24 protein-coding genes and 1 pseudogene are annotated in these 26,176 nt (G+C 68.1%); 11 read left to right on the top strand and 14 right to left on the bottom strand.

All coding sequences use genetic code 11. The annotated features are described in order from the left end of the window. Positions 1-268 (top strand): annotated as a pseudogene (locus E4A48_RS14890) (peptidase M20); the annotation flags it as partial. A gap of 116 nt (positions 269-384) precedes the next feature. On the opposite strand, the gene E4A48_RS14885 reads toward E4A48_RS14890, so the two are convergent. Beyond that, positions 385-1,977: an APC family permease gene (locus tag E4A48_RS14885; protein ID WP_039008045.1), complete on the bottom strand. Its 1,593-nt coding sequence runs from the start codon at positions 1,975-1,977 to the stop codon at positions 385-387. Between the two features lie 299 nt (positions 1,978-2,276). Between E4A48_RS14885 and E4A48_RS14880 the strand changes: the two genes are divergently transcribed. The 7 genes from E4A48_RS14880 (at position 2,277) to E4A48_RS14850 (ending at position 7,340) form a co-directional block, all read left to right on the top strand. Beyond that, positions 2,277-2,699: a hypothetical protein gene (locus E4A48_RS14880; protein ID WP_039008043.1), complete on the top strand. Its 423-nt coding sequence runs from the start codon at positions 2,277-2,279 to the stop codon at positions 2,697-2,699. 10 nt (positions 2,700-2,709) lie between these two features. Continuing rightward, on the top strand, positions 2,710-3,159 hold the full coding sequence (locus tag E4A48_RS14875) for a type II 3-dehydroquinate dehydratase (protein WP_003465753.1): 450 nt from the start codon (positions 2,710-2,712) through the stop codon (positions 3,157-3,159). Then, the gene (locus E4A48_RS14870; RefSeq protein WP_039008038.1) at positions 3,140-3,358 is read left to right on the top strand and encodes a hypothetical protein; all 219 of its coding nucleotides are present in this window, start codon (positions 3,140-3,142) and stop codon (positions 3,356-3,358) included. Before E4A48_RS14875 ends, E4A48_RS14870 begins: the two co-directional genes overlap by 20 nt. Before the next feature lie 347 nt (positions 3,359-3,705). Beyond that, complete coding sequence (locus tag E4A48_RS14865; RefSeq protein ID WP_142742682.1) at positions 3,706-4,512, top strand: cyclase family protein; 807 nt, start codon at positions 3,706-3,708, stop codon at positions 4,510-4,512. A gap of 344 nt (positions 4,513-4,856) precedes the next feature. Beyond that, the gene (locus E4A48_RS14860) at positions 4,857-6,140 is read left to right on the top strand and encodes a sensor histidine kinase (protein WP_142743183.1); all 1,284 of its coding nucleotides are present in this window, start codon (positions 4,857-4,859) and stop codon (positions 6,138-6,140) included. After that, the gene (locus tag E4A48_RS14855; protein ID WP_039008036.1) at positions 6,133-6,900 is read left to right on the top strand and encodes a LytR/AlgR family response regulator transcription factor; all 768 of its coding nucleotides are present in this window, start codon (positions 6,133-6,135) and stop codon (positions 6,898-6,900) included. The genes E4A48_RS14860 and E4A48_RS14855 overlap by 8 nt, the downstream gene beginning before the upstream one ends. 41 nt (positions 6,901-6,941) lie before the next feature. Further along, the gene (locus E4A48_RS14850; protein ID WP_039008034.1) at positions 6,942-7,340 is read left to right on the top strand and encodes a hypothetical protein; all 399 of its coding nucleotides are present in this window, start codon (positions 6,942-6,944) and stop codon (positions 7,338-7,340) included. 278 nt (positions 7,341-7,618) lie between these two features. Here the strand turns inward: E4A48_RS14850 and E4A48_RS14845 are convergent, their stop codons facing one another. Further along, the gene (locus tag E4A48_RS14845; RefSeq protein WP_058196440.1) at positions 7,619-9,712 is read right to left on the bottom strand and encodes a TonB-dependent receptor; all 2,094 of its coding nucleotides are present in this window, start codon (positions 9,710-9,712) and stop codon (positions 7,619-7,621) included. 334 nt (positions 9,713-10,046) lie between these two features. Between E4A48_RS14845 and E4A48_RS14840 the strand changes: the two genes are divergently transcribed. Further along, a complete protein-coding gene (locus tag E4A48_RS14840) occupies positions 10,047-10,526 on the top strand; it encodes a hypothetical protein (RefSeq protein ID WP_142742681.1) in 480 nt (159 codons plus the stop codon). A gap of 52 nt (positions 10,527-10,578) precedes the next feature. On the opposite strand, the gene E4A48_RS14835 is transcribed toward E4A48_RS14840, so the two are convergent. From E4A48_RS14835 to E4A48_RS14785, 11 genes are all read right to left on the bottom strand, one after another. After that, on the bottom strand, positions 10,579-10,806 hold the full coding sequence (locus E4A48_RS14835; protein WP_068829998.1) for a hypothetical protein: 228 nt from the start codon (positions 10,804-10,806) through the stop codon (positions 10,579-10,581). A gap of 463 nt (positions 10,807-11,269) precedes the next feature. Further along, positions 11,270-12,256, bottom strand: coding sequence for a glycoside hydrolase family protein (locus E4A48_RS14830; RefSeq protein ID WP_260607963.1), 987 nt, complete (start codon positions 12,254-12,256; stop codon positions 11,270-11,272). Beyond that, positions 12,249-13,385 (bottom strand): dTDP-4-amino-4,6-dideoxygalactose transaminase, encoded by a 1,137-nt coding sequence (gene rffA, locus E4A48_RS14825; RefSeq protein WP_058196447.1) that lies wholly within the window; start codon positions 13,383-13,385, stop codon positions 12,249-12,251. The genes E4A48_RS14830 and rffA overlap by 8 nt, the downstream gene beginning before the upstream one ends. 65 nt (positions 13,386-13,450) lie before the next feature. Beyond that, positions 13,451-15,058: a hypothetical protein gene (locus E4A48_RS14820; RefSeq protein WP_260607962.1), complete on the bottom strand. Its 1,608-nt coding sequence runs from the start codon at positions 15,056-15,058 to the stop codon at positions 13,451-13,453. Next, a complete protein-coding gene (locus E4A48_RS14815) occupies positions 15,051-15,428 on the bottom strand; it encodes an EamA family transporter (protein ID WP_003465732.1) in 378 nt (125 codons plus the stop codon). Before E4A48_RS14815 ends, E4A48_RS14820 begins: the two co-directional genes overlap by 8 nt. Before the next feature lie 85 nt (positions 15,429-15,513). After that, positions 15,514-16,182, bottom strand: coding sequence for an acetyltransferase (locus E4A48_RS14810; RefSeq protein WP_058196443.1), 669 nt, complete (start codon positions 16,180-16,182; stop codon positions 15,514-15,516). Beyond that, a complete protein-coding gene (locus E4A48_RS14805; protein WP_039008022.1) occupies positions 16,179-16,814 on the bottom strand; it encodes a methyltransferase domain-containing protein in 636 nt (211 codons plus the stop codon). Before E4A48_RS14805 ends, E4A48_RS14810 begins: the two co-directional genes overlap by 4 nt. Then, positions 16,795-17,724 carry a glycosyltransferase family 2 protein gene (locus E4A48_RS14800; protein WP_039008020.1) on the bottom strand — a complete coding sequence of 310 codons (930 nt, stop codon included), beginning with the start codon at positions 17,722-17,724 and terminating at the stop codon, positions 16,795-16,797. Before E4A48_RS14800 ends, E4A48_RS14805 begins: the two co-directional genes overlap by 20 nt. Next, positions 17,721-18,416 (bottom strand): WbqC family protein, encoded by a 696-nt coding sequence (locus tag E4A48_RS14795; RefSeq protein ID WP_142742679.1) that lies wholly within the window; start codon positions 18,414-18,416, stop codon positions 17,721-17,723. Before E4A48_RS14795 ends, E4A48_RS14800 begins: the two co-directional genes overlap by 4 nt. Next, positions 18,413-20,266, bottom strand: a complete 1,854-nt coding sequence (locus tag E4A48_RS14790) for a DUF6077 domain-containing protein (protein ID WP_221887382.1) — start codon at positions 20,264-20,266, stop codon at positions 18,413-18,415. The genes E4A48_RS14795 and E4A48_RS14790 overlap by 4 nt, the downstream gene beginning before the upstream one ends. A gap of 599 nt (positions 20,267-20,865) precedes the next feature. Beyond that, on the bottom strand, positions 20,866-21,483 hold the full coding sequence (locus E4A48_RS14785; protein ID WP_039008014.1) for a hypothetical protein: 618 nt from the start codon (positions 21,481-21,483) through the stop codon (positions 20,866-20,868). Positions 21,484-21,678: 195 nt separating this feature from the next. Here E4A48_RS14785 and E4A48_RS14780 point away from each other — a divergent pair, with 195 nt between their 5' ends. Continuing rightward, positions 21,679-22,626: an oxygenase MpaB family protein gene (locus tag E4A48_RS14780; RefSeq protein ID WP_142742678.1), complete on the top strand. Its 948-nt coding sequence runs from the start codon at positions 21,679-21,681 to the stop codon at positions 22,624-22,626. A 147-nt stretch (positions 22,627-22,773) separates the two neighbouring features. Beyond that, positions 22,774-25,776: a bifunctional diguanylate cyclase/phosphodiesterase gene (locus E4A48_RS14775; RefSeq protein WP_058196820.1), complete on the top strand. Its 3,003-nt coding sequence runs from the start codon at positions 22,774-22,776 to the stop codon at positions 25,774-25,776. Here E4A48_RS14775 and E4A48_RS21220 read toward each other — a convergent pair. After that, positions 25,766-26,176 (bottom strand): hypothetical protein, encoded by a 411-nt coding sequence (locus E4A48_RS21220; protein ID WP_260607961.1) that lies wholly within the window; start codon positions 26,174-26,176, stop codon positions 25,766-25,768. The two genes, E4A48_RS14775 and E4A48_RS21220, sit on opposite strands and share 11 nt — an antisense overlap.

Genomic DNA, 26,176 nt, shown 5'->3' with positions numbered 1-26,176 from the left:
TTCTCCTTCGCCAAGCGCAGCGTGCCGGCGCTGCCGTTTGCGGCTGGGCAGGACTGGGTGGACGGCGGGATCAAGGCCGGCAAGGCCGCCGCCTACACCGCCAAGCGCTACCACCAGCGCGGCGACGGATGGCTGTCGAGCTGGACCTTCGCCGGCGCCGCGCGCGACCTGCAGGTGCTTGGGCACCGAGCTGGCAAACTCGCCGCAATGGTTTAACTGGAGCCGCGACTTGGAGCTCCGCGCCACCCGCGACGTGCAGCGGGAGTGAGCCGGGCCCCGGGACTGGTGACCGGGGACCCGGAAAAGCGCAGCGTCGCGAACGGAAGCGTTACCGACTTCCGTTCTTCGGGTCCCGAGTCCCTGGTCCCGAGTCCCGCGCCGGCTTCAGCCGGCGCTGGCCTGCTGCAGCGACGGCGTGCGCCAGCCGGCGCGCACGCCCCAGAAATAGAAGCCCAGCGCCACCACGCCGACCACGATCAGGTCCGGTCCATAGGACAGGTAGCCATGCCCGCCGAAGGTGGTGCTGCCGGCCCACGACAGCAGCGCGATGGTCGGCAGGTAGGCGATCAGCCAGCTGGCGCCGCGCAAGTGCCGGCCGAAATCCTGCCAGCCCTGGCGGTGCTGGTAATACGCGTACACCGGCAGCGCCACCAGCATCAGCAGAATGATCTCGCCGGTCAGCGGCCAGCGCGCCCAGTACAGCAGTTCGGTGGCCAGCACGAAGGCGGCGGCGGCCAGCACCGGCAGGCCGAAGATGCGCAGCGGGCGGTGCATCTCCGGCGCGTGGCGGCGCAGCGCCATCGCGCTGATCGGGCCGGTCAGGTAGGAGATGATCGTGGCCACCGAGATCACCGCGGCCAGCGTGCCCCAGCCGCGGAAGAAGAACAGGAACAGGTAGGACACCGCCAGGTTGAATAACATCGCCGGGCGCGGCACGCCCCAGTGCGGATGCAGCTTGCCCAGCACCGCCGGCAGCGTGCCGTTGCGCTCCATGCCGTAGATCATCCGCGCAGTGGTGGCGGTGTAGGTGATGCCGGTGCCGCTGGGGCTGACGAAGGCGTCCACGTACAGCAGCATCGCCAGCCAGTGCAGGTTGACGATGATCGCCAGCTGCGCGAACGGCGAGCGGAAATCGATGCCGTGCCAGCCGGCCTTGGCCAGCAGCTCCGGCGGCACCGCGCCGATGTAGGCCACCTGCAGGATCACGTAGATCACCGTGGCCAGCGCGATCGAACCGAGCACCGCGAACGGAATGCTGCGCCCGGGATCGCGCGCCTCGCCGGCCAGGTTCACCGGGCTCTGGAAGCCGTTGAAGCTGAACACGATGCCGGCGGTGGCCACCGCGGTCAGCACCGCGGCGAAGTCGATGGTATGCGTGCCGCCGTGCAGGCCGACGCTGAAGTTCCCGCTGTGGAAACCGCTGGCGACCAGCGCGATGCCGGTCAGCGCCGGCACCACCAGCTTGAACACGGTGATCAGGCTGTTGGAGCGCGCGAACAGCTTCACGCTCCAGAAGTTGAGCAGGAAATACACCAGCACCAGCGCCGCGGCGATGTAAAGGCCCGGTACCGACAGCTCGCCGGCGCCGCCGGGCTGCTGCACGTACAGATCCTGCGCCCACTGCCACGGCCACGACGCCATGTACTGCACCGACGCCTCGGCTTCGACCGGGATCACCGACACGATCGCGATCCAGTTGGCCCAGCCGGCGATGAAGCCGACCAGCGAGCCGTGCGAGTAGTGGCTGTAGCGGACCATGCCGCCGGACTCGGGGAACATCGCGCCCAGTTCGGCGTAAGCCAGGGCGATGGTGGTGACGATCGCCGCGCCCAGCAGCCAGGCCCAGATCGCGCCGGGGCCGGCCAGCCCGGCGGCGCGCCAGGCGCCGAACAGCCAGCCGGAGCCGATGATCGAGCCCAGGCCGGTGAGCATCAGGGCGAATGGGCCGACATCGCGGCGCAAGGCAGTCTGGGTCATGGGAGGTTCCTGGCAGCGTCGGCAGCGGGAAACCGGGAATGATCGCAGATGCGGCCGGCGATCGCACGGCTGCAGGTGTGGGCGGGACCAGGGACCGGGGACCGGGGACCCGGAAAAGCGCAGCGTCGCGACCTGAAGCTCTAGCGACTTCCATTCTTCGGGTCCCCGGTCACGGGTCCCGGGTCACGGGTCCCGACTTCATTCTTACGTAAGCTTTACGCGGCCACGGCATAGTGCAATAGCGCGCTTACGCGGCACGCGCCTACAGTCTGCAGCGTCCCCTCCGTTGGATGTGTTGCATGTCGATTCTGGTGATCCAAGGCCCGCACCGCGATGCGCCGGCCATTGCCGTTGCGCGGCGCCTGGCCGGGGCATCCGGCGCCCAGCTGGTGCCGGTGGCCTGCGCCGATGCTGCGCAGATCGTGGCGCGGCTGCAGCAGGGCGCACGCGACGAGACCGAACTGGTGCTGCTGGACTCCGGCGAGCTGCCGGCCGCGGACCTGGCCGATCACGGCGCGCACCTGCGCGAGGCGCTCGATGCGCTTGGCCATCCGTACATCGAAGTGCACGACGCCAGCGCGCAGGCGCTGGAGCCGCTGCTGCATCCGCGCCACGCGCCGCTGCTGACGGTGATCGCCAATGGCGCACTCGCCGACAGCTACGCGATCGCATTGGGCGTGGCGGCGCGCCACCTCGGCGCGCGCGCCGCGCTGGCCGGTTGAGGGCGCCGCCATGTCGATCCTGTTGTTGCGCGGCCCGGACAGTGTGGCCGGCCATCGCGGGCGCCCGGCGCGCATCGCACCGCGGATGATGCGGCAATTGCTGGAACACGCCGGCCGCGCCGGCAAGACCCTGGCGGTGCGCGGCTGCGCAAGCGAGGCCGAACTGCTGCAGGCGCTGACCCAGGCCGACGCGGCGCGGGTGGAGATGCTGCTGCTGGATCCGGGCGCCTGCTCGGACAGCGCCGCCGCCGCCGCCGCGGTGGCGCGGCTGGGCCGGCCGTATGTGGAAGTGCACGACGATGCCTGCGACCAGCGCGAACCCTGCCTGTGCGCGGCCTCGCGGCAGCGCGTGGGGCAGGTCGGCGGCTACTGTGCGCAGAGTTATGCGCTGGCCTTGTCGATCGCGCTGGAACACCTGGGCTGCAACGGCTACGAAGGCGATGTCCACGTCGGCACCTGAGCGCGCGCGCCACTACCTGGCCGACTACGACGCCTACAGCTACGGTCAGCGCGTGGCCTGGGGCACGCTGGCGCACAGCTGGGACGCCACCGCGCCGCTGGACCCGGAACGCCTGCTGCAGCAACTGCGCGCGCAGGCGGCGCAGCGGCACGGCGTGGACAGCGAGGAGATCCGCATCCGCAGCGTCAGCCGGCTGTAGCGCGCGCTGCACCGACCGGTAGGCGAGCGCACGCCACATGCCGCCGCGAAGTAAAGCGGCGGCATGCGTGCCGGACATCGTCTACGCGCTGCACCGCCACGGCCAAACGCGGCGGGTGATCGCCGCATGGCAGCCGTGCGCGGCAGGTCGGCAGTGCACGCCCGCAGCCAGCAGCCACGGCGGTGAGGTGTGACCAGGATCGCAGCCGCGACGCGGCGCACGCCACGCTGTGGCGCTCGCTGTAGCGCACTTGAGCGCCAAGTCGGTTTCGGCATTGCTCGCCCTGCGCGTGCCGCCTACCGTGGTGCATCCCACTGCATGCGGCCATGTCCGCAGGAAGAAGTCCGATGACCAGCTCGCTTGCCGCTTCCCCCGCCGCGCTGCCGCGCCTGATCGACTTGTCGATGGCGATCGAAAACGATGTGCCCTCCGATCCGCCGATGATGCAACCGAAAATCACCTATCACGGACACCATGCGACCGCGCCGCAGATGGCCGCGTTCTTCCCCGGGCTCGACACGGCGGACTTGCCCGGCGGCGAAGGCTGGGCGATCGAGGAACTGCGCCTGTCCACGCACAACGGCACCCACATGGATGCGCCCTATCACTACCACTCGACGATGGACGGCGGGGCGCCGGCGATGACCATCGACGAAGTCCCGCTGGACTGGTGCCTGCGTCCCGGCGTCAAGCTCGACTTCCGCCACCTGCCCGATGGCCACGTGGTCGGTGCCGCCGAAGTGGAGGCGGAGCTGGCGCGCATCGGCCATGTGCTGCAGCCGCTGGACATCGTCCTGGTCAACACTGCCGCCGCGGCGCGCCACGGCGAGCTGGCCTACGTGGACAGTGGTTGCGGCATCGGCCGCGAAGCAACGCTTTATCTGCTCGAACGCGGCGTGCGCGTCACCGGCACCGATGCCTGGAGCTGGGACGCGCCGTTCAGCCACACCGCGCGCCGCTATGCACAGACCGGCGACGCCAGCGTGATCTGGGAAGGCCATCGCGCCGGGATCCATACCGGCTACTGCCACATGGAAAAGCTACGCAACCTGGATGCGCTGCCGGCGCATGGATTCCGCGTGTGCTGCTTCCCGGTCAAGATCCACCGCGCTTCGGCCGGCTGGACCCGCGCGGTCGCCTTGCTCGACGCCTGAGCCTGCGCAGGCTACGGCCCGTGCGCGCGGCGCCGGGCCGGGCGGCGGTTGCCGGCCGCGGACCGTCCGCTCGCCGCCACCCCGGCCGTTCACCAATTCGTTGCGGGCATGAAACGCGGTGCATTCGCTGCAGGCGATGGCGATGGCGATGGCGATGGCGCATGGCGATGGCGCATGGCCGCCGGCGCGCTGCGGTCGCGGCCGGCGTGCTGGCCGTCCCAGCGCCCGGGTTTCGCTCTGCCGATTGGCGCTTCCATCCGTACGCGCGGGCGTTCGTCGCAATGGGACTGGCGGCCCACGCCGGCGCGGCTATGCTCGCGGCCATGTCATCCATCCCCGCCGCCATGTTTTCCAGTGTGTCCCTGATCGTCCGCCTGCTGTGCGCCTGGGCGGCCGCCGTGATCGTCGCCGGCTTCGTCTGGAGCGGCCTGTTCTACGGCATGGAAGACCGGCCCGGCTGGTTCTTCGGCCTGCTGGCGATGCTGCTGATGCTGTCGGCGCTGGTCGCCGGCATCACCCATCTGCGCCGGGTCTGGCTGATCGCCGGGCGCCTGGACAATGCCACCCTGTCCAGCCGCCAACGCCGCCAGATCGAGATCCCGCTGGGCACCCGCGAGGCGTTCGCGCTGGTCGCTGCGGCGGTGCGCGAACTGCCGCGGGTGGAGGAGATCGAGAGCGCCGCCGATAGCTTACAGATACGTGCCAAGGTGCGCCGTATCGATCCGTACAACGGCCGCACGCCGTCGCGCTGGAACCTGGCCGCGCGCTGGTCGGTCAAGCGCAACCAGGTGCTGGCGACGCTGACGCCCGGCGCCGGCACCAGCAGCCTGACCCTGCTGCTGGAACCGGACGCCAGCGCCTGGATCGACCTGTTCGCGGTCGACGAGGGCAGCAACTACGAAAACGCCGAGGCGCTGAGCCGCGCGCTGGCGCGCCGCATCGCCGATGTGCGCCGCGACGAGCAGGCCGCCGCCAAGCAGGCGGCCACCAATCAGGAGCTGACCGTGGCGCGGCTGAATCTGCTGCACGCGCAGGTCGAGCCGCATTTCCTCTACAACACGCTGGCCAGCGCGCAGGTATTGGCGCGCACCGATCCGCCTCGCGCCGAGCTGATGCTCGGCTACCTGATCCAGTACCTGCGCCGCTCGCTGCCCAGCGCCGAGGCCGCGCTGAGTTCGCTCGGCGAAGAGCTCGAACGCACCCAGGCCTACCTGGAGATCCTCAAGATCCGCATGGGTGCGCGGCTGCAGCTGGAACTGCAGGTGCCGGAGGCGATGAAGACCCTGGCGCTGCCGTCGATGATGCTGCAGACCCTGGTCGAGAACGCGATCAAGCATGGCCTGGAGCCCAAGCCCGGCGGCGGCACGGTCTGGATCCTGGCACGCGCCTTCGACGACCACGTCACCCTCACCGTCGCCGACGACGGCCTGGGCTTCAACAGCCAGTCCAGCGGCACCGGCATCGGCCTGAAGAACCTGCGCGAACGCTTGCGCCTGACCTATGCCGGCGCGGCCATGTTCGCCATCGTGTCCAATTTCCCCAGCGGTGTGGCCGCGACGATCACCTTGCCGTGTCCGCCGCAACCACCCGCACCGCCGCCGCTGCCGGCAGGAGCGCAGCATGGTTGATGCCATCGTCGCCGAAGACGAGGAACTGCTGCGCAGCGCGCTGGTCGCGCTGCTCGGCGAGGTCTGGCCGCAGCTGCGCATCGTCGCCGAGTGCGAGGACGGCGCCAGCGCGCTGGAGCGCCTGGCCGAGCACCAGCCGGACGTGGCGTTCCTGGATATCCGCATGCCCGGCCTGAGCGGCATCGAGGTGGCGCGCGCGCTCGGCGAACTGAGTCCGCGCACCCAGGTGGTGTTCGTCACCGCCTACGACCAGTACGCGATCGATGCGTTCGAGCAGGGCGCGGTGGACTACCTGCTCAAGCCGATCGTGCGCGAGCGCCTGCAGGCGACGGTGCAGCGGCTGCAGGCGCGCGCCGCGCAAGGGCCGGACGTGGCGGTGCTGGATGCGCTGCTGCAACGCCTGGAGCAGCGCCCGGCAGCGCCCACCGCGGCGCCGCCGTTGGCCTGGATCACCGCCAACAGCGGCCGCGAGACGCGGCTGATCCTGCTCGACGACGTGGTCTATTTCCAGGCCGACAACAAATACACCACGGTGCTGACCCGCGACGGCGAAGCGCTGCTGCGCACGCCGCTGCGCGAACTGCTGGACGTGCTCGACCCGGCCGCGTTCCGGCAGATCCACCGTTCCACCATCGTCAATCTGAAAGCGGTGGCCTCGGTGGTGCGCGACGACACCGGCAAGGGCCGGATGAAGCTGCGCCACCGCGACGAAGTGCTGACCGTCAGCCAGCCGTACATGAGTCTGTTTCGCGGCATGTAAACGCTGCCTCCGCATCTGCGCACTGCAACAAGGAATTCGCCATGCGTCTGCTCTCCGCGTTGTGGTCGTGCCTGCTCAGCTTCGCCGGCTGCCAGGGCCACGCCAACCTCGACCTGTCCACCGGCGCCCACCGCGAGACCGTGGTGCATGCCAGCGAGCGCGGCGTGGCGGCGATCGTCAGCCGCACCAGCTACCGCGGCGGGCTGGCCACGTTCCGCTGTGTGGACAGCCGCAGCGGACGCTGCCACTACCAGGTCTACGCCGCCTGCGCGGCGCCGGCCGCGCCCGCCGGCAGCACTGCTGCGTGCGCGCCGCACATGCTGCAGGAGTTCGACCTGCAGGTCGGCCAACGCCGTGAGGTCGGCGGCCTGCCGCCCGACTTCGGCCAGTGCGTCGCAGCCGAGACCCCGGCCGCGGCGCAGCCGTGCATGCAGGGCTGAGGGAGACTGGCGTCGAGGGATTGGGACCCGGCTACTGATACCGTCGCGGATCACAGTGCGCTCATCAGTCCGACTGCTTCCGAAGCCGGATCGCAGGATGGCTTCGTTCGTCGCGGCTGAAATAACTCCCACAATGCCTTGCGGCGAGACGGCTGGGTGCATTGTGGGAGGGACTTCAGTCCTGACTGCGTCCGAAACCGGATAGTTGGAGGGCTTCAGCCGCGACATATCGCCGGGGCCGCTGAACTTCCTGCCAAGTGCAACACGCACTCAATAGCTTAGTAATCCACGCCCACCGAGAACAACAGCGTGCGCGGGTCGCCCAGCGCCACCGCGCGCTGCAGGCCGCCGCTGTAGTAATCGCGGTCGAACGCGTTCTTCAGGTTCAGCGCGTAGCGCCAGTGGCCCTGGCGATAGGCCAGGCCGGCATCGAACACCATGTAGCCGGGAATGCGCTGGCCGTAGGCGGTCTTCTCGCCTTCGGCACGGGCGCCGCCGCTGAAGGTCCAGCCGTCGTCCACGCCATGCGCCGCGTACTGCAGCCACAGCGAGCCGCTGTGCTTGGGTACGTTGTACAGGCGGTCGCCGACGGTGGTGACGCGCTGCGCGCCGTCGTCGGTGACCACCGCGTCGGTGTAAGCGTAGCCGGCGAACAGGCTGACCCCGCTGCCCAGGTCGGCGGCGGCGTTGAGTTCCACGCCGCGGCTGCGCTGCTCGCCGACCGCGATGCTGTAGCCGTCGTTGAACGGATCGCTCTGCAGCACGTTGCGCCGGCGCAGGTCGTACAGCGCCATGCTCAGGCTGGTGCCTGCGTCCAGTTCCATCTTCAGTCCCAGCTCCACCTGGCGGCCGCGCTCGGGATCGAACTGCGCGCCCTGCGCGTCGGTGCCGACGTTGGGATAGAACGAGGTGGCGACGCTGGCATAAGGATGCAGCCCGCCGCCGGCATCGAACATCAGCGCGGCCGAGCCGGTGGTGGCGCTGGCGTCGTTACGCGTGTTCGTGCCGGTGAGGGAGTCCTCGCTGAGGTTGCGGCTACGGTCGTGGCGCACGCCCAACAGCAGTTGCCAGTCGGGCGTGAACTGGATGCGGTCGCGCAGGTACAGGCCGCCGGAGGTGACCACGCTGAGGTTGTCGCGGCTGGGCGTGGCCGGGCAGACGATCGCGCCGCCGTAGACCGGCGCGTACACGTTCAGCGTGCCGACCCGGCAGGTGGACTGCAGGTTCCATTCCCAGGTCTTGAACGCATCCACGCCGGCGGTCAGCGTGTGCTGCCAGGCGCCGCTGGCGAAGCCGCGCTGCAGATAGGTGTCCTGCACCCAGGTGCGTCCGTCGTAGTGCTGATCGGTGGCGGTGCGGCGCAGCGTGCGCAGGTCGGCGGCCAGGCCGTTGTTGGCGACGATGAAGCCGTCCAGTCCGAATGCCTGCCAGCGTGCGGCGTGGTGCAGGGTCCAGCCGTTGTCGAAGCGATGGTCCAGCACGTAGCCGATGCGGCTCTGGTGGCTGTGGTATGGCGGCTGGGTGGGTTCGCCGGTGAACAGTGCGCGATCGATCCTGCCGTTCGGATTGGACGCGGCGCTGCCTTCCCACGGCAGGCCCTGCTGGCGGAGGTAGTCGCGTTCCTGGTAGCTGGTGATGAGCACGAAGTCGGTGCGCGCGCCCAGGTCCAGCGACAGCGACGGGGCGATCCAGCGGCTGCGGAAATACACGTGATCGGTCGGGTCGTCTGCGTTCATCGCCAGGCCGTTGAGCCGCAGCGCGGTCTTGCCGTTGGCCGACAGCGGCTGGTTCAGATCGAAGCTGCCCTGCTGCAGGCCGTCGCTGCCGACGCCCAGTTCGGCGCGGCGCAGCGGGCTCGCTTCGGGGCGCTTGCTGACCAGGTTGACCAGCCCGCCCGGCAGCACCTGGCCGTACAGCAGCGAGGCCGGACCCTTCAGCACTTCCACCTGTTGCATGCCGAACAGCTGCTCGGCGACGCGGTTGTCGGAGGCGGTGCGCAGGCCATCGACGAACAGCGAATCGGAGGCGGTCTGGCCGCGGATGATCAGGTCGTCCCAGCCGCGCCGGCCGTAGGTCTTGGCGACCACGCCGGACACGTTGTGCAAGGCATCGGCCAGGGTCTGCGCCTGCTGGCTGTCCAGCAGCGCGCGCGGCACCACGGTGATCGAGAACGGGGTCTGCGCCAGCGGCGTGTCCGACTTGTCGGACTGCGCCGGCGCAGTGCTGCGGAAGCCATTGTCGGTGGCATCGGCGCGGACCTGCACTGCAGGCAATGCGGTGGCCTGCGCGGCGTCGGTTGCGTCGGCCGCGTGCGCAGCAGTGGAAGCGGCCATGCCGAGCAGGCAGGCGAGCGGAAGGGGATGCAGGTTCATCGCGACCGTAACGTGAGGGAGGGGCTAATCGAGAATGATTATATTTCGCGAAGCGGCGGTTGCGAAGGGCCGGCCTTCGTCGTGGCGTGCAGCAGGCTGTAAGCGGACACATGGTCTGCGAAGTCTTGAAGGCTTATTTGAAAGCCCCCTTGAAGAGCCGTGAAGGGCGCTGCAGCACACAGAGAAGCCGCGCCTGGTACTAGGCGGCCGAGTTCCTGGCATTCGCCGCTTCTCAGACTGGAGCGCACTGTAAACAGGTTGTCCATCGACGCCGCCAATGTGTCCGGTTGGGCATAGCATAGGGGTCGGACATCCCGTCCACTCAGACATCATCATGGACATGAAGAAACTAGTCCTGAGAGCAGTAGTTGTTGCCCAGTTGATCGCAGCGCCGTTTGCAGTGAGCGCGGCCACGACGACATCTCAAACCGTAGTAACCACCTCGACCTTCGCGGAAAACTCCGTGGAAAGGCAATCTGTTGTGGCTTGGCTGCAGCAGCACGCTGCGCACGTGAACGGGAAGCTGATCGGCGAGTTCGACCAAATCGGTGCTGTAACGGTGACCACCACCCGTGAAATTGCAGGCGGTCGTGCCTATCCCCAGTCTCCTGGCGATGGTCCGCCGGTTCCGTTGCCAGCAAACGGGGTTCCTGGCCAGACCATCTCGGTTTCCACCTGCTCTCATGGAGTAAGCCAATCGTGGTCGTATGTCTGGGTTCCAGCAAATAACGGCGGCGGTACGTGGGCGCTGACCAGCTACAAGTACAACCAGGTGGCATGTGGCTCCGGATCAACCTGGGCGGCCACCTGGTAACACGATGAACGGGCTTTACGGCCCGTTCTTTTTTCCGCTCTTGTAGGCCTTTTCAGACCGGAACCGCCTCCCAGGCTGCCTGCCTGCCGATGAACCGTCCAGTGGCATCCAGGCTGCGATCTGCCAAAGTGCGCAATGCTTCGAGCTTGGGGTCCGCCAGGCCCTGTACCAGCGCCAGAAGCACGTTGCTATCAGCACCCCGGAAGGCTTCGTGAACCGCGTGGGCGGCTTCAGCGTGCATGGCGCGGGTACGTTCGTCGGCGGTGCGGGGAAGGCTCATATCGGTTTCCGTAAGTGATGAGTGTGCGTACATGGACGCTCGATCCAGGGCGTGGATCCAGTCCTGGCGTCTCTTACGGACAGCCCTGGGACAGGAACGGAATCACCGTCTCCGCGGTGGCCGCCAGGTGGTGTAAATCCGCTCCTTCCTGGCTGCTGATCGCCGCCCGATTGTGTACTCGATCCCGACCGTTTTGCCGTAGATCCTGTCGAAGCGAGAGCGCATGTCAGAGTAGTCTTTGATGGTCAGGATCGTCCGTCCCTGCAGGGCCGATATCGCTTCGGCCAGCGCAAGGCGCCCGCGCCATGTTCGCGCAGCGGCCATGGCGGGCCTTCAGGTCGCCGGCACTGCCGTTCCGCGTGCGGGTGGCAGCCTTGTACGATCGCTTGCCGGCGAACCGGCAGTGCGCCGCAGCGACTGACGCATTGGCGGCGTCGAGCGGTGGCTGCGGCGCAGACCGCGACTAACCGTGTTCCAGAACCGCCAGCCCGAAGCCGCTGCGGCCATAGTCGTTGCCGTTGTAGAGCATGTAGCGCTCGCCCTCGTGATCGAACACGAACGGATACTCGATCATCTGCGAATCCCAGCCGCTGGGGGAGGGCGCGATTCCCGCCAGATGATCCAATCGCTGCCAGCGCACGCCGTCGGCGGATTCGGCGTAGCCGATGCGATAGGCGCTGCCGCGATACGAGTACCACATGCGCCAGCGGTCGGGGTCGCGGATCACGCAGGGGCGGGAGATGGCGTACTCCGCGGCGTCGGCATAGTCGATCGCGACATCGCCGTTGCGGCGCCAGGCGATACCGTCGTCGGACTCGGCGTACTTGAGATGATAGCGGTGTCGCGGCTTGCCGTCGTGCAGCTCCCAACCGGTGCAGGACAGGTACCACATGCGCCACAGATCCTCGCCCGGCAGCACGCAGCAGCTTGCGCAGAAATGCGGTTCGGTGGCCGAGCGGTCGACGATCGGCCCGGGCAAGTGGCGCGCGAACGGCTGTTCGGCTCCCGCGGCGATCGCCAGGCCGATTGAATTGCGGAAGGGCACGGTCACGCCGAGGTTCCATCCGATGTAATACAGGAACCGCTGCCCGCGATGCGTCGCCAGCCAGGTCGCCATCGCGCCGCTGTCGTCGAACTCGCCGAGAGCGCCCGGCTGCAGGACCGGTGCGGTGGCGGCATCGAGGATGCGCTGGGGGTGGCGGAGATCGATGACGACGTAGGAGGTGAAACTGCGATTTGCCGCGTCGCGGCTGCTGAAATAGATCCGATAGCGGTCGCTGTCGCCGAGGCGCTCGGCGATCGGTACGGCGGCGTAGGCGTGCAGCCAGGAGGTCTGGCCACTCGCGCTGAAGACCAGCCCCAGTTTCTTCCAATACGCCGCCATCGATACTCCCCGTGTCAGATGCGGCCGCCGCCGCGCGTTGCCGTGCGCGACCAGCGACTCAGCCAAGCGCGCGCGTAAAGACGTCCACCACCCGGTCCTGCTGGGCTGCGCTCAGTCCTGTCCACAGCGGCAGCCGCAGCAGGCGCCTGGACTGGCGCTGGGTGATCTCCAGCTGTCCCGCGGCCCGGCCGTAACGCTTGCCCGCGGGCGAGTCGTGCAGCGGCACGTAGTGGAAGACCGATCCGATGCCCTGTGCGCGCAGCGTCTCCAGCACATGTTGCCGATCGGCCTGCGGATGCAGCAGGACGTAGTACATATGCGCGTTGTGCTGGCACTCGTCCGGGATGATCGGGCGGCGGATCGCGCCGCTGTCTTCGAGCGATTGCAGCGCGGCGTGATAACGCTCCCAACTGCGCAACCGATCCTGGGTGATGCGTTCGGCTTCTTCCAACTGCGCCCACAGGAAGGCGGCGGTCAATTCGCCTGGCAGGAACGAAGAGCCGACATCCTGCCAGGTGTACTTGTCCACTTCGCCGCGGAAGTAGCGGCTGCGGTCGGTGCCCTTCTCGCGGATGACCTCCGCGCGTTGCGCCAGCGCGGTATCGCGCATCAGCAGAGCACCGCCTTCGCCACTGATCACGTTCTTGGTTTCGTGGAAACTGTAGGCCCCGATATCGCCGATCGCGCCAAGCGCGCGGCCCTTGTAGCTGGCCATCACCCCCTGCGCCGCATCTTCGACCACGCTGAGCCCGTGGCGTGCGGCGATGTCGAGGATGCTGTCCATCTCGCAGGCAACACCGGCATAGTGCACCGGCACGATGGCGCGGGTGCGGGCGGTGATGGCGGCTTCGATCAGGCGCTCGTCCAGGTTCAGGGTGTCTTCGCGGATATCGACGAACACCGGGATGCCACCGCGCAGCACAAAGGCGTTGGCGGTGGAAACGAAAGTGTACGAAGGCATGATGATTTCGTCGCCCGGCTGGATGTCCAGCAGCAAGGCGGCCATTTCCAGCGCGGCCGTGCACGAGTGGGTCAGCAGCGCGCGCGCGCCGGTGCGCTTGTGCAGCCAGTCGTGGCAGCGGCGGGTGAACGGGCCATCGCCGGCAAGGCGGCCGTTGAAATGCGACTCGGCGATGTAGGACAGCTCCTTCCCGGTCATGTGCGGCCAGTTGAAGGGGATGGAATCGTTGCTCATGCGATACGTGTCCGCGGTCCGGGAAGAGTCATCTGCGTGAAACGGGTCGGTGTGGCCATGCGCTGTCACCTCGCCGCCGCGCATCGCTGGCGGCTGGCCAGCAACGCGCCGGCCTGCCACCCCTGCAATTGCGCTGGTTCGCCTGTCAGGCGCTGCCTGCAATACAGGTCCAGCCACTGCAGGCGTTGCTCGTTGGCGACGATCGTCACCCCTTCGCTTCGTTGCAGCAGGTACACGAACCCGCGTCCGGCGCGGTCTTCGTGCCTGGCAACGGAGTTCGGCACCAGCGTGAACGCGCCCAGTGCGTACAGCCGATACCGGGCGTGTTCGTCGGCACCGCTCAGCGGCTGGTACACGGCCTCGAAAGGAAAGGTGGCGCCCCACACCACGACCGATCCATGCGGAAGCGAGGCGAGATCGCCGCGTGCCTGCGCGTCCGCACGCCGCGCGCTCTGCCACGCGCCGGCCGCCAGCCAGACGTTGGCCAAGGCCGCCAGTGCCACGATGGCCAGGATCGCAGGACGCTTCCTGGTCTGCAGCGCGGTGCCGAACAGCAACGGCGCGATCGTCAACAAGGCGATCAGCGGGATGTACACGCGCAAGACACCGGGCCGGCCAAGCAGCCCCATCGTGAACACGGCCGAGACGCAAACAAGCCAGCTGGCCGCCACCCTGCGCTTGGGGAGCAGCACGCCGAGCAGCAACGCGGCAATCAGCGACGGCAGCAGGTTGGGATGCCAGAGCGCGCGGATGCCTTGCCAGCCGGCGCTCAACCCGTTCTCGCGCAGCGCAAGCGCGCCGGCTTCCGCCAGCATGGCCTTCAACGCGGTCGGATCGGCCAGTTGCGGGTCGGGGAAGAACCAGCGACTCAGCAGGTCGATGTCGTTGGTCGTATAGGCGTGGCGTGCCAGGATGTCGGGACGGGTCTTGAGGTAGTCGCCGGCGCCGAAATCGGTGAATGCGGCCCGGACCAGATTCAGATCGTTGAAATCCTTCCATTCCGGCGTGGCGTACGCATTGCGGTCCAGCAGCGCAGCGGCAAGCAGCGCGAGACAAAGCGCGGCGGCGGCCCAGCGCGGAGCACGTGCTTGCGTCAGTGCGCGCCAGGGCAGCAGCGGCAGGGCGATCAACAGCACCAGCAGGAATTCATGGCTGCGCACCATGCAACTCAGGAACAGCAGTGTCGTACCGAGCCACAGCGCCTGGGCGCGTCCTGCGTGGGCGTAGAGGCGCAAACACACGACCGCAGCCACGGCCAATAGCCCGGCGTTAACGGTGAACTGCGGGAGCAGCAGCGGGCGTGCCAGCGTCAGCAGTACGATGCCGGCCGCCAGTGGCCAGCCGTTGCCGAGGCGCCGCAGGCTGTACAGCAAGGTCGTTGCGACCAGAACCAGCACGGCGAATGTCGCCAGCGTATAGCCATCGATGCCACCCGGCGTGGGCAACAGGCGCACGATGTACCCCCAGACGACATTGGAGAACACCAGATTGGGCGAGCCGACGGCGGCCATGCCGTAGCCATGCGCCAACATCGCCATGCCGACATCGTCATTGGTTTCCCAACGCGGCGGACAGGCGGCACAGACCGCCAGCACCGACAGCAAGACCATCAGCGCCACCACAAGCCATCGATACCGCTCGGCGAAGCGTGGGCGGGCCAGCGGCTCAGCCACGGGCGGCAACCACGGTGCCTGCCATGATCAAGGCAACGCCGGCCAGCCGTTGCGGCGTCAGCGGCTCGCTCAGCAACCAGCCGCTGAGCAACAGCACGATGACGAAATTCAGGCTCATGAAAGGGTAGGCGTGGCTGAGTTCGAAGCGGGTCATCGCCGCCATCCATGCCAGCGAGGCCAGGAACGCTGCGGCGAAGCCAGAGAAGATCGCCGGGTCGAACAGCAACGACACCAGGAATTTGAGCTTGTCGAACGCCTCGGCAGGCAGCGGACCCAGCTTGGCGATCCGCCATTTCAGGATCAACTGGCCGTACACGGTGAAGACGATCGTGGCGGCGATATACAGATAGTCCAGGGGCCGTGGCGGCATCAGCAAGGCTCCGGCCGGGCGGCAGTCGCTGTGCGCTCGGCCAGGCCGGCGATGCGACCCGGCGCATCCTGTGCAGGCGTGCGTGTCATATCTTTCTCAGCCGTGTGCTGGGGACCGCGGAGCGCTCGGTGGCGGCGCCGATATACAGACCTTCCTGCTCGGCGTCGCCCAGCAGCAGGGCGCCGGCGCCGACCACGGTCTTGGCGCCGATGCGGATGTGGTCGCGCAGCGTCGCGTTCACCCCGATGAAGCATTGCTCGCCGATCTCCACGCCGCCGGACACGACGATGTGCGAGGCCAGGAAGCAGTGGCTGCCGATGCTCGAGTGATGGCCGATATGGTTGCCGCTCCACAGCGTGACGTTGTCGCCGATCTGCACGAACGGCTGGATGGTGTTGTCTTCGAGCAGGAAGCAGTTGTCGCCGATCCGGCCGTCGTTGAGGACGGTGGCATGCGAGCTGACATAGCTGGCGCAACGGTAACCGGCCGCCTTGGCGGCGAGGTACTTCTCCTTTCGTACCGCGTTGAGCTTCGAGTAGCTCAACGCGATGAAAATCTCGTTGCGCTCTGGTGGGTAGGATGCTGCGAGTTGCTCGAACGCCACCACCGGCAAGCCACAGAAATGGCTGTCGGTGATGTAATTGGCATCGATCGTGAACGCCACCACTTCGTAGTCCGAGTCGGTGCTGAAGTAATAGTGCGCCAGTTGCGCGATGTCGCCTGCGCCGAAGATGACCAGCGGTTGCTTGCTCATGGTGCTTTTCTCACCAGTATCGTGAATTCGTACAGGCTGTAATCGTGGAGCAGCGCGACATTGCGTGAATAACGCCGCTTGCACAGATCGAAGGACTGGCAGGGATCGGCGTAGTGGAGATGCGCGCGCATGCGCTCGCGGTCGGAATAGCTGGTCAGGCAGTTGAACGCGAAGCCGGCGCGGCTGGTGCGGTCCAGCACGTCCAGCGTCGCCTCCACGTAGGATTGCCAGCGCGCCGGATCGTGGCCGAGGCGGACATTGAAAATGCCGCTGGCCATGCCGTAGTCGGCAATCCGGTCGGGTTCTGCGGCGACCACGAATCTGGCGTTGGGCTGCGCGGCGTGTCGCGTGGCCGCGGCCGCCACCATGTCGGCGGAGACGTCGAAGCCGGCATAGTCCACGCCGGCGTGGCGCGCGCGCAGGTAGTCGTAGAGCGCGGCATAGCCACAGCCCAGGTCGTTCACCGAAAACGCGCCGTCGCCGCCGATCAGCGTGCACAGCTGGGCGAAGCGCAGGGCCTGGCCGTCCTCGCCGTTCCAATCCACGCCGCGCGCGGTCTGCCCGTGCTGGGCGAGCTTGTCGCTGTAGTAGCCAGCGACATCGGCGAGCAGCTCAGTCGTGTCGTTGTGCATGGATCCGCCTTACGATCGTATAGGGGCGCTGCTTGGTTTCGGAAAAGATCTTCGACAGGTAAATGCCGATGACGCCGATGAAGGAGATGATCATGCCACCCAGCAGCCAGATCGACGCCATCACCGAGGTCCAGCCGCTGAGCGGTCGTTCCAGGAACGCCCAATGCACCATCAGGTAGGCGATATAGACCAGCGCCATCAGCGAAATTGCCACGCCGACATAGAAGATGCTGACCAATGGCGCATTGCTGAAAGAGGTGACCGAGTTCACCAGCAGCGACAGCTTGCGGCGCAGCGTATACGTGGTCTGGCTGGTGCTGTGCTTGGCGACCGCATGCGGCTGCTGCCGGAAGCCGGTGATATGCCATAACCCGGCCATGAACACTTCGCGTTCGCGATGCTGCACCAGCGCCTGTACATAGCGCTGGCGCATCAGGCGTGCGGTGACCACGTTTTCGGGCAATGCCATGCCGGTCAGCAGTTTGAACGCGCGATAGAACCACTGCCCGCTCCAGCGCTCGAACGCGCTGCCTTTGCGTTGCGTCTGCACGCCGTAGACGACATCGGCCGCGTGATCCTGCAGGGCGTGGCTGAACGCTGCAAGCCACTCCGGTTCTTCTTCCAGGTCGCTGTCGATCAGGAACACCCGTTCGCCGGTGGCATGCGCCAGGCCGGTCATCATCGCCTTGTGGTGACCGAAGTTGCGCGACAGATCCACCACCACGACATGCGGATCGGCCTCGCTCAAGCCCACCGCCAGCTCCAGGCTCTGATCCGGAGAGCCGTCGTTGACCAGGACGATCTGGTAGTCGTCCGCCACCAGGCGTTGTGCCGCAAGGCTGGCGCGCCGATGGAACTCCGCGATGTAGGGCGCGGACTGGTACAGGGTGGTGACGATGGACAGTTTCATGGGCGCACGTATCTCATGTATCTGTGAGCCTCGGCGCCGCAATTGAAGAGCAGGTCGAGGATGCTCACGCCGTGCACGAAGTCGCCCCACAGCTGCGGGTATTCGGGATAACCGGCATAGTCGAACCAGGCCAGCTCAATGCCGTACTGCCGGAACACATCTTCGTCGATGTAGGTTTTGGCCGCCGGCCCGGAAATATAGGTGGTCGCGCCCACTTTCGCGCACAGATCGGCCAGGCGTTCGGTTTTGGCGTCGAGCAACGCGTAGTCGGACGAAATCCTGAACACGGTCGGTATCTTCAGGTAGCCGCAGATCGCTTCCAGGAAGCGCCGGTTCATCTGCGAAAGATGGGTATGGGGCTGAAGGTAGAGCGGCTGCAGCCAGGCGGCGATCTCATCGAAGTGCGGGGCGCGGCGATAGTTCTGCGCGAGCGCGCGCCAGTGCAGTTCGGCCCATTCGGGTCCGTCCAGTTCGGTGTCGGCAATGCGCTGGTGATACTTGCCCTTGCTCAGTACCGGTACGGTCAACCATTGCACGCCCTGCGGCGTCTTGATCTGGTTGCGGTTGCGCCAGTCGCGACGGGTGTACTGCATGTCGTCGTAAAGAATGAATTCGTCGACGGCGGCGATCAGGTCGAAATAGCCCTTCCACGGAATATAGTTGGACTGCAGGATGGCGACTTTCTTGGTCACGGATGGGGCCTCGGTGTGCGGCTGAACAGCTCGTATCCGCCTGCGACGGCGAATGCCCGGCGGTAGCCTGCGGCCTCGAGCTGCGCTGCGATGACCGCGTGGCGATCGGCATCGGTACGAACCAGGACATGCGCCGGTCCGTTCCCTGCGGCGATCGTGGCGCGGAAGGCATTCCCCGCTTCCGGAGTGGCGGCATTGCGGTAAAGGTAGGCCGCGGCGTCCTGCCTTTGCTGGAACGAAATGCGCGCCGGTACGGTGCTCATCATAAGGCCAAGATAGTCTTCGCGCACGACGTACTGCGGAAAGCGCGAGGACAGCAACAGCACGTTGCTGGCGATTTCGACCGGGGCCAGCATCGAACCCGGCGCGGCCCCCTGCACCAGCTGCTGCGCGCAGATCCTGTCCGCCGTGCCGATCTTGTAGCCGGGCAGCGCGAGCGTTGCGCCGTTGTCGTGGCGCAGTACCGAGGTCGGCCCGAGCGTCGCCGCAATGCCGGCGGCGACCACGCACAGACCCGCCCACAGCGGGCCGCGGCGGCCGGCGTTGGCCAGCGGCGCCAGCGCCAGCGCGGCGAGCAGCGGAAATGGAAGCAGGTAGAACATCCGCCAGTAGATGTTCTCGGTGGTGAGGTGCAGCATGACCAAGTGCGACACCCAAGGATTCAGCAGCAGGATGCACAGCGTCGCCACCCAGGTGGCGAAAAAGCGGCGATACGGCGAGAGCGCCAGGACCAGCGCCAGGGACGCCACGAACAGCACCGGCGTCAGTGGGTAGTCGGGATTCACGATCAGGCGCAGCTGATCGGCGAACGATGTCGGGAATCCTGCGTTGATCTGGCTTCCCGCCGCGATGTTGTCCACCGCGTAAAAGCGAAACGCGATCGCCATCAGCACCACCGGCGCCAGGGAGGCGCCGTAGCGCAGCGCCGGCAACCATGCCGCGGTCGAGGCGAATGCTCTGGACTCCTGCACGTAGACCGCCAGTGCCAGGGTCAGCGCCAGGAACGGCAGGAACACCATCGCCGTCGGTGTGGCGGCGGCCATGCCCACGCCCACCGCGGTGAGGATCAGCCAGCTGCGCGGCTGCGGCTGGCGCAGATAGCGCAGCGAGAAATAGATCCACGCGGGCACGCCCACGGACAGGAACATGTACTTGCCATGGAAGGCGCGCGCGATGCTCAGGTTGCCGTAGGCGCGATGGGTTTCCCCCAGCGCGAGCAGCAACAGCAGGTAGAAGACGCTGCACAGCAGGATCGTGCGCGGCCGCGTCTCGAACGATCCGATCAGGACGATCGCGGCCGCGCACATCAAAAAGCCGACAATTCCCGGGAATAGCACGTGATACACGGCCAGATACGGAACGCCGCCTAGCCAGGCAAGGGCCGCCTGGGTGAGTTCGTAGTACGGAAAGACGCCGGAATTGGGAGTGCGCTCCAGGCCTGCCAGCCAGTTCACGCTGGTGTCGATCGGCGCATCGGGATGCGCAACGTAGTAAACCGCCTTCGGAACGTAGATGGAGTCGTCGATATCCGGGCGGTTGATCGACATCGCCAGCCAGCCGCCTGCCAGGGCAAGCGCGATCGCCCCGGCCAGGTGCAGGCGCTGCCCAGGTTGGCGCAGGCGCCGATAGCAGCCGATCGCGTGCGCGGCCGTCGCCGACAGCGTTGCAACCGCCAAGCCGCCGATCAGTACTGCGACGACGGAGAAGCGCAGCGATAGCCGCTGCGCGAACATCAGCGATGCTGCGGACGTGGCCAGGAAGATCGCAAATGCCGCTAGGCACGCCGCAAGGATTTCATGACTCTTGTGCATGAAACTGGCAGGGCTGTGCTGGTGCTGAGGGATTGCCACTTCGACTCCGAGTCCAGGAGAGGGGAGGCGTCGGGGCCGTGCGTTCCTATGTATCCATTCGGCCGCCGGACGTCGCGGCCTTGCCGGCCCGCACCCCCATCGCGCATTTTACCGTCATGCAATGGATTTGTCGGGATGTAGGCAAATTCAGTTGCTGCCGCCGCTGCCGGGCTGGTTCTGGCGTCGTGGGCCGCCGCTGCAGGTGCATTGGGGCCTGACCGCTCTGCATGGGAGCCGTCCAAACGCGGAGGCAGGGCGTTGCGCCTGGCGAACGGGGTGCTGGCACCGGCCGCGCTCCAATGGCAGTCCGGCGGCATCGGCCGCAGCGCCGCTGCGGCTGCGAGCCTGCTGGCCGTGCAGCGCTCGACCCGGCGCCGCGGTGATCGAGCGGGTGTCTGTGCCGGCGATGCAGGACAACGCTGCCGTGCGTGTTCATTCCAGCGCCGCAGCATGGCGCATCGCGGTCTGATCGTTGCTTGATGTTCCTTGGAACCCGCCGCATCGCCAGGTATCGGCGACACACGCGCCGCCCGTTCGCGGGCGGCGGCATATTGCCGCAGCGTTTGTGCCGGCGCACACGCCGTGCGGCCGTTACCGGTTCAGCCGGCGACGCGCAGCACGCCGTTCTGACCGCCCGGTGGCGCGCCTTCGAACTGGGTCAGGGCGGCGACCAGTTCGGCATGCAGGCGGATGCGGCCCATCTCGCGCATGATGCGAATGTCCTCGTGGCGCAGTGCGCGGTTGGCCACCACCTCGCGCTTGTAGTCGAGGATTTCCGGATACTTGCGCGCCATGTTCAGCGCGTCGGCGACGCACTCCACCGTATCGGCGTCGGCGGTCAGCGGCTCGCGGCTGTTGAAGGCGGTGAGCCAGCGTTCGAAGCCGGCTGTGCGGTCGAACATGTTGGCGATGAACCAGATCACGAACAGGATCGCGACCCAGGAACTGACCACGATCACGATGCGCGAGAAGGTCAGGTGATAGTCGTGCTGCCACAGCTGATTGGTGATCACGCCCAGGATGATCAGCGAGATCGCCTGCCAGCCGATGATCGAGGCCACCAGCCATTGCTGCTTGGCCTGGGCCAGCAGATCCACTTCCGAGCGCAGTTGCGCCTCGCTCTTGTGCTGCCAGTGCGCGACTTGTTCGGGGAACGAGCGCTGATGCAGCGCGTTGTCCTCCAGCAATAACCCCAACCCCTTGAACAGAGCGATCATGACAGGCTCCCTGCAGATGCGGTGATGGACGACGAGCGATGCAGCTTCTTTCTAGCACAGTGTCCGCAATCGGCATGTTGCATCCGCACATGGGCAGCTCGCGGCGCGCTCCCGCGCCACGTCATTGCGACGCGCGCGCCTGGCCCGTGGCGGCCGCTCGCGGTCCGGTGTTGCCGCCCGCGGTTTGCACGGCCCATGCAGGCCGCTCGCTACGATGGCACGATGACTGCCATGTTGCGTACGCTCACCGCCCCTGCCGTCGCCCGGATCCGCCGCTGGGTGCTGGACGTATTCCCGCGCGGCCAGGGCGGCATCGACTACGACCGGCCGCTGGGCGACGCCGGCCTGTTCGGGCCCGACAGCGTCACCTGGCGCATCCATGCCGAGTTCCCCGGCATGCTCTCCGGCGGGCTGTGCGCGTTGTTGCTGCAGACCTTGCATCCGCTGGCGCTGGCCGGCGTCTACGACCATTCCAATTTTCGCCAGGACCTGGTCGGGCGCCTGCGCCGCACGACCCAGTTCGTCGCCGCCACCAGCTATGCGCCAACCGCCGAGGCGCAGCGCCTGATCGCACGCGTGCGCAGCATCCACGCGCCGGTCCGCGGCCACACGCCAGACGGCCGTGCCTATGCCGCCGACGATCCGGCGCTGCTGACCTGGGTCCACGTCACCGAGGCCTACGGTTTCCTGCAGGGCTATCGCCGCTACTGCCGGGCGGTGCCGGTGGCCATCGCCGATCGCTATTACGCCGAGGGCCGGCGCGTGGCCGAGGCGCTCGGTGCGCAAGCGGTGCCGGGGAGCGAGCGCGAGGTGCTGGACTACTTCGCGCAGGTGCGTCCGCAGCTGCAACTGGATGCGCGCTCGCGCGAGGTGCTGGCGGTGCTGGCCGGCCTGCGCCTGCCGGTGCCGGCGGCGGGGCTGTCGCGCGAACTGTTCCTCGGCGCCGGCGCGGCGCTGCTGCCGCCCTGGGCGAGCGCGATGCTGCGCCGCAGCCGCGTGCAACGGATCCAGGCGGCCACGTCGGCACGGGTGCTGCAGGGGCTGTCGCCGTTGTTCCGTATTGCGCTCCATGACGGCATCGCACAGCGTGCCTGTCGCCGGGTCGGCATCGCCCCGCAGCGCCTGGCGCAGTGGCCGGATTGAGCGCGCCGCCGTCCGCCGGCGGCGCGAGGGAACTGTTGCCGCCACGCCGACAAAGCTGAACGGCATAGGCGCTGCGGCGCTCGGCCTGCGTCGCGGCGCCGCTGTCCGGTCAAGATCGCCGCACCTGGGCCGCTCTATGCAGGACCGATGCAGCGCCGTTTCGCCACCGCCGACAAGCTCTACGAGGTCCGTTTCAGGCAGCGCCTGCGGCGCGCGTTGCGCGCGCCGCTGCGCGCGATCCTGGTCTGGGGCCTGGCCTTGGCGCTGCTGCTGGCCTGCGGGCTGGCCTATGTGCTGGTGCAGGACCGCGGCAACCGCCTGGCCGCCGCGCAGCGGCAGAGTCTGGCGCTGGCGACCGGCGCCGACCGCCTGCTGCAGCTGGAATTGGACAACCTCAGCCAGGCGCTGCGCGGCGAAGGCGTGGGCGCGCAAACGCTGCTGGCCGACGCGCCGGCGCGTGCGCCGGAGCTGATCGAGGCATCGCTGCGCGGGTTGTTGCGGCGCCATCCGGAACTGCACGACGTCGCGCTGCTGGATGCGCTGGGCCAGCGCAGGTTCGGCGGGCCAGGCGATCCGCGCGTGCGCGAATGGGCCCTGGGTTCGCGCCGCAATGGCGAGGACGTGTTCGTCGGCCCGTGCCGTCGCCTGGCCGACGGGCAAGCGGTGGTGACGCTTGCGCTGCCGCTGGCATCGGGCGACTGGGTGGTGGCGCATTGGCGGGTCGCGGCGCTGCAACGCATCGTCGGCGGCGTCGATGCCGGGCGCGACGGGGTGGTCGCGCTGACCGATACGCATGGCCTGCTGCTTGCGGCCAGCAGCGCCGCGGCCGGGACCACCGGCACCCGCGTGCGGCTGCCGTTGGGCCTGGTGCGCGGGCGGCCGCAGGGCAGCGCGATGGGCATGCACCATGCGGTGTTCGGCCAGCAGGCGCGGATGTTGGCGGTGAGCGGCGGAGGCGACTATCCGTTGCTGGCGGTGGCTGGACTGTCGGTGCGCGAGGCGCTGGCGCCGTGGTGGTGGTTCGCCGCCGCGGCGCTGTCGGTCTATCTGCTGTATCTGGCCGGGTTCGGCTACCTGCTGGGCAGCCTGCGCCGCGCCGAAGCCCGCCAGCGGCAGATGCTGGAGCGCTTGCGCCGCGGCAACGAGGAGCTGCGCCTGGCCCACGAGATGGGCGGCATCGGCACCTGGCGGGTCGAGGCCGATCGGGGTCACCTGCTGCTGGCCGAGCCGACCGGCACCCTGTTCGGGGCGCCGCAACTGCGCCTGAGCCTGCCCGCGTTACTGGCCCGGGTGCACGACGACGATCGCGCGCGGGTCGAGCGGTTGTACGACCAGGCGCTGCATGGCGACGGCGAGTTCAACGTGGTGTACCGCATGCACTCGCTCGATGGCGGCCTGCGCTGGCTGGCCGCGCGCGGTGCGCGGGTGCAGGGCCGCGACGGGCTGTGCATGACCGGTGCGGTGCAGGACGTCAGCGAGCGGCTCGAGGCGCAGGCGCGGCTGTTCGACGCCGAGCGCCAGTTCCGCCTGGTGTTCGAGCGCAACCCGCTGCCGTTCTGGCTGTTCGCGGTGGACGGCCTGCGCTTCCTGGAAGTGAACCAGGCGGCGATCCGCCAGTACGGCTACAGCCGCGAAGAATTCCTCGGCATGACCCTGCTCGACCTGCGCCCGCGCAGCGAGGCCGAAGGGCTGCTGCAGGACGTGCGCACGCCGCGCGAGGGCTTCGACGCGCCGAGCGTGTGGACCCACCAGCGCAAGGACGGCAGCCTGCTGTCGGTGCGGGCGCACAGCGCGGACCTGGACTTCGGCGGCGTGCCGGCGCGGCTGATCCTGGCCGAGGACGTCAGCCAGCGCATGGCGGACGAGCGCGAGCTGGCGTTCCGCGCCAGCCATGACGTCACCACCGGCCTGCTCAATCCGCGCGCCCTGGCCGAGGCGCTGGACGCGCGCCACCAGGCCGGCTATGCGGTGGCCTACGTGCAGTTGCGTGGGCTGGCGCTGATCGGCGCCACGCTGGGCCAGGCCGCTGGCGATGCGGTGCGCTGCGCGGTGGCGCAGCGGCTGCGTGGGCTAGGCGAACGCTTCGGCCTGACCGCGCACCAGCCGTCGCAGGACTTCGTGCTGGCGGTGCTGGATGCGCGGCAGCTGCCGCAAGCGCTGCAAGCCTTGCTCGAGGCGGTGTCGGCGCCGGTGCAGGGTGGCGCCTTCACCCAGCAGTTGCAGGCGCACGTCGGCGTGGCGCTATGCCCGGACGATGCCGCAGGCGCCGAAGAGACCATCGGCAGCGCCGCGCAAGCCGCGCATGCGGCGCAGGCGGAGGGGCGCGGCGTGGTCCGTTTCGAGCGCAGCATGTCCGCGTGCATCGGCGAACGCCTGCGCCTGGCCGGGCGCATCCATCAGGCGATCGCGCGGCAGGAGTTCGAACTGCATTTCCAGCCGATCATGCACGCCGACAGCGGTGCGCCGCGCCTGCTCGAGGCGCTGATCCGCTGGCCGCAGGCCGACGGCAGCTACATCGCCCCGGACCAGTTCATCCAGCTGTGCGAGGACACCGGGCTGATCCTGCCGCTGGGCCGCTGGGTGATGCAGGCTGCCGCGCAGGCGCGGCGGCAATTGGCGCTGCATGGCTGGGCCGACCTGCCGGTGGCGGTGAACGTGTCGGCGCTGCAGTTCTTCGACGGCGATCTGGTCGCGGACCTGATGCAGGCTTGCGCTGCGGCCGGGCTGGCCGCCGACGGCCTGCAACTGGAACTGACCGAGAGCAGCCTGATGCGGCAGCCGCAGCAGGCGCTGGAGGTGTTGCGGCAGCTGCGTGCGCTGGGAGTGAGCGTGGCGCTGGACGATGTCGGCACTGGGTTCTCCAGCATGGCCTACCTGCGCGACCTGCCGCTGGACACGCTGAAGATCGACCGCAGTTTCATTGCCGACGTGCATCGCGACGCGCGCAACGCCTCGATCTGCGAGGCCTTGCTCACGCTCGGCCGCAGCCTGGGCCTGGACGTGGTGGCCGAAGGCGTGGAGACCGAGGAACAGCTGCAGTGGCTGCGTGCGCACGGCTGCGACCAGGTGCAGGGCTATCTGCTGGGACGGCCGGCACCGCTGGCGCAGGTGATCGGCGCGCTCGGCACGCGCGACGCGGTCACAGCATGAGGTCGATGCCGTGCTGTGCACCCGGCGCCGGCAGCGGCTCGCCGTCCCAATAGCGGCGCAAGGGATCGCGCGCCGGATCCAGTGCGGTGCAGGCGCCGCGCACGCCGGGAAAGCGCTGCAGGTTGTGCGACTGCAGCGCGAGCATGCGCCGGTCCTGCTCGCCCACCTTGCGCAGCAGCGGCCACACCAGCCAGCGCACTGCCCACGTCGGCGCCCAGCGTCCGTCCCACGTGCAGGCTGGCGAACCCTCGGTGCTGCGCGCGCCGCCGTGGCGCACCAGCCACGGATGCAGCAGGTGGGTATGCAACGGATCGAGGAAGTTCTCCAGCGCATCGGCCACGTGCGCCTGCCAGCGCGTGCGCCACAGGAAGCGCCGCGCCGATGGCCGCAATGCCCGCAC

Source organism: Xanthomonas translucens pv. cerealis (assembly GCF_006838285.1).
Taxonomy (GTDB): domain Bacteria; phylum Pseudomonadota; class Gammaproteobacteria; order Xanthomonadales; family Xanthomonadaceae; genus Xanthomonas_A; species Xanthomonas_A cerealis.
Note: the sequence above shows the minus strand (reverse complement) of the source record. Positions and strands in the feature narration are given on the sequence as shown.

Coding starts and splice junctions, on each gene's coding strand:
- E4A48_RS14775 (WP_058196820.1), top strand. CDS start 22,774: ATGCAGCGCCGTTTCGCCACCGCCGACAAGCTCTACGAGGTCCGTTTC.
- E4A48_RS14860 (WP_142743183.1), top strand. CDS start 4,857: ATGTTTTCCAGTGTGTCCCTGATCGTCCGCCTGCTGTGCGCCTGGGCG.
- E4A48_RS14780 (WP_142742678.1), top strand. CDS start 21,679: ATGCAGGCCGCTCGCTACGATGGCACGATGACTGCCATGTTGCGTACG.
- E4A48_RS14865 (WP_142742682.1), top strand. CDS start 3,706: ATGACCAGCTCGCTTGCCGCTTCCCCCGCCGCGCTGCCGCGCCTGATC.
- E4A48_RS14800 (WP_039008020.1), bottom strand. CDS start 17,724: ATGAAACTGTCCATCGTCACCACCCTGTACCAGTCCGCGCCCTACATC.
- E4A48_RS14810 (WP_058196443.1), bottom strand. CDS start 16,182: ATGAGCAAGCAACCGCTGGTCATCTTCGGCGCAGGCGACATCGCGCAA.
- E4A48_RS14845 (WP_058196440.1), bottom strand. CDS start 9,712: ATGAACCTGCATCCCCTTCCGCTCGCCTGCCTGCTCGGCATGGCCGCT.
- E4A48_RS14805 (WP_039008022.1), bottom strand. CDS start 16,814: ATGCACAACGACACGACTGAGCTGCTCGCCGATGTCGCTGGCTACTAC.
- E4A48_RS14840 (WP_142742681.1), top strand. CDS start 10,047: ATGGACATGAAGAAACTAGTCCTGAGAGCAGTAGTTGTTGCCCAGTTG.
- E4A48_RS14785 (WP_039008014.1), bottom strand. CDS start 21,483: ATGATCGCTCTGTTCAAGGGGTTGGGGTTATTGCTGGAGGACAACGCG.
- E4A48_RS14870 (WP_039008038.1), top strand. CDS start 3,140: ATGTCCACGTCGGCACCTGAGCGCGCGCGCCACTACCTGGCCGACTAC.
- E4A48_RS14875 (WP_003465753.1), top strand. CDS start 2,710: ATGTCGATCCTGTTGTTGCGCGGCCCGGACAGTGTGGCCGGCCATCGC.
- E4A48_RS14855 (WP_039008036.1), top strand. CDS start 6,133: ATGGTTGATGCCATCGTCGCCGAAGACGAGGAACTGCTGCGCAGCGCG.
- E4A48_RS14815 (WP_003465732.1), bottom strand. CDS start 15,428: ATGCCGCCACGGCCCCTGGACTATCTGTATATCGCCGCCACGATCGTC.
- rffA (WP_058196447.1), bottom strand. CDS start 13,385: ATGAGCAACGATTCCATCCCCTTCAACTGGCCGCACATGACCGGGAAG.
- E4A48_RS14885 (WP_039008045.1), bottom strand. CDS start 1,977: ATGACCCAGACTGCCTTGCGCCGCGATGTCGGCCCATTCGCCCTGATG.
- E4A48_RS14850 (WP_039008034.1), top strand. CDS start 6,942: ATGCGTCTGCTCTCCGCGTTGTGGTCGTGCCTGCTCAGCTTCGCCGGC.
- E4A48_RS14880 (WP_039008043.1), top strand. CDS start 2,277: ATGTCGATTCTGGTGATCCAAGGCCCGCACCGCGATGCGCCGGCCATT.
- E4A48_RS14835 (WP_068829998.1), bottom strand. CDS start 10,806: ATGAGCCTTCCCCGCACCGCCGACGAACGTACCCGCGCCATGCACGCT.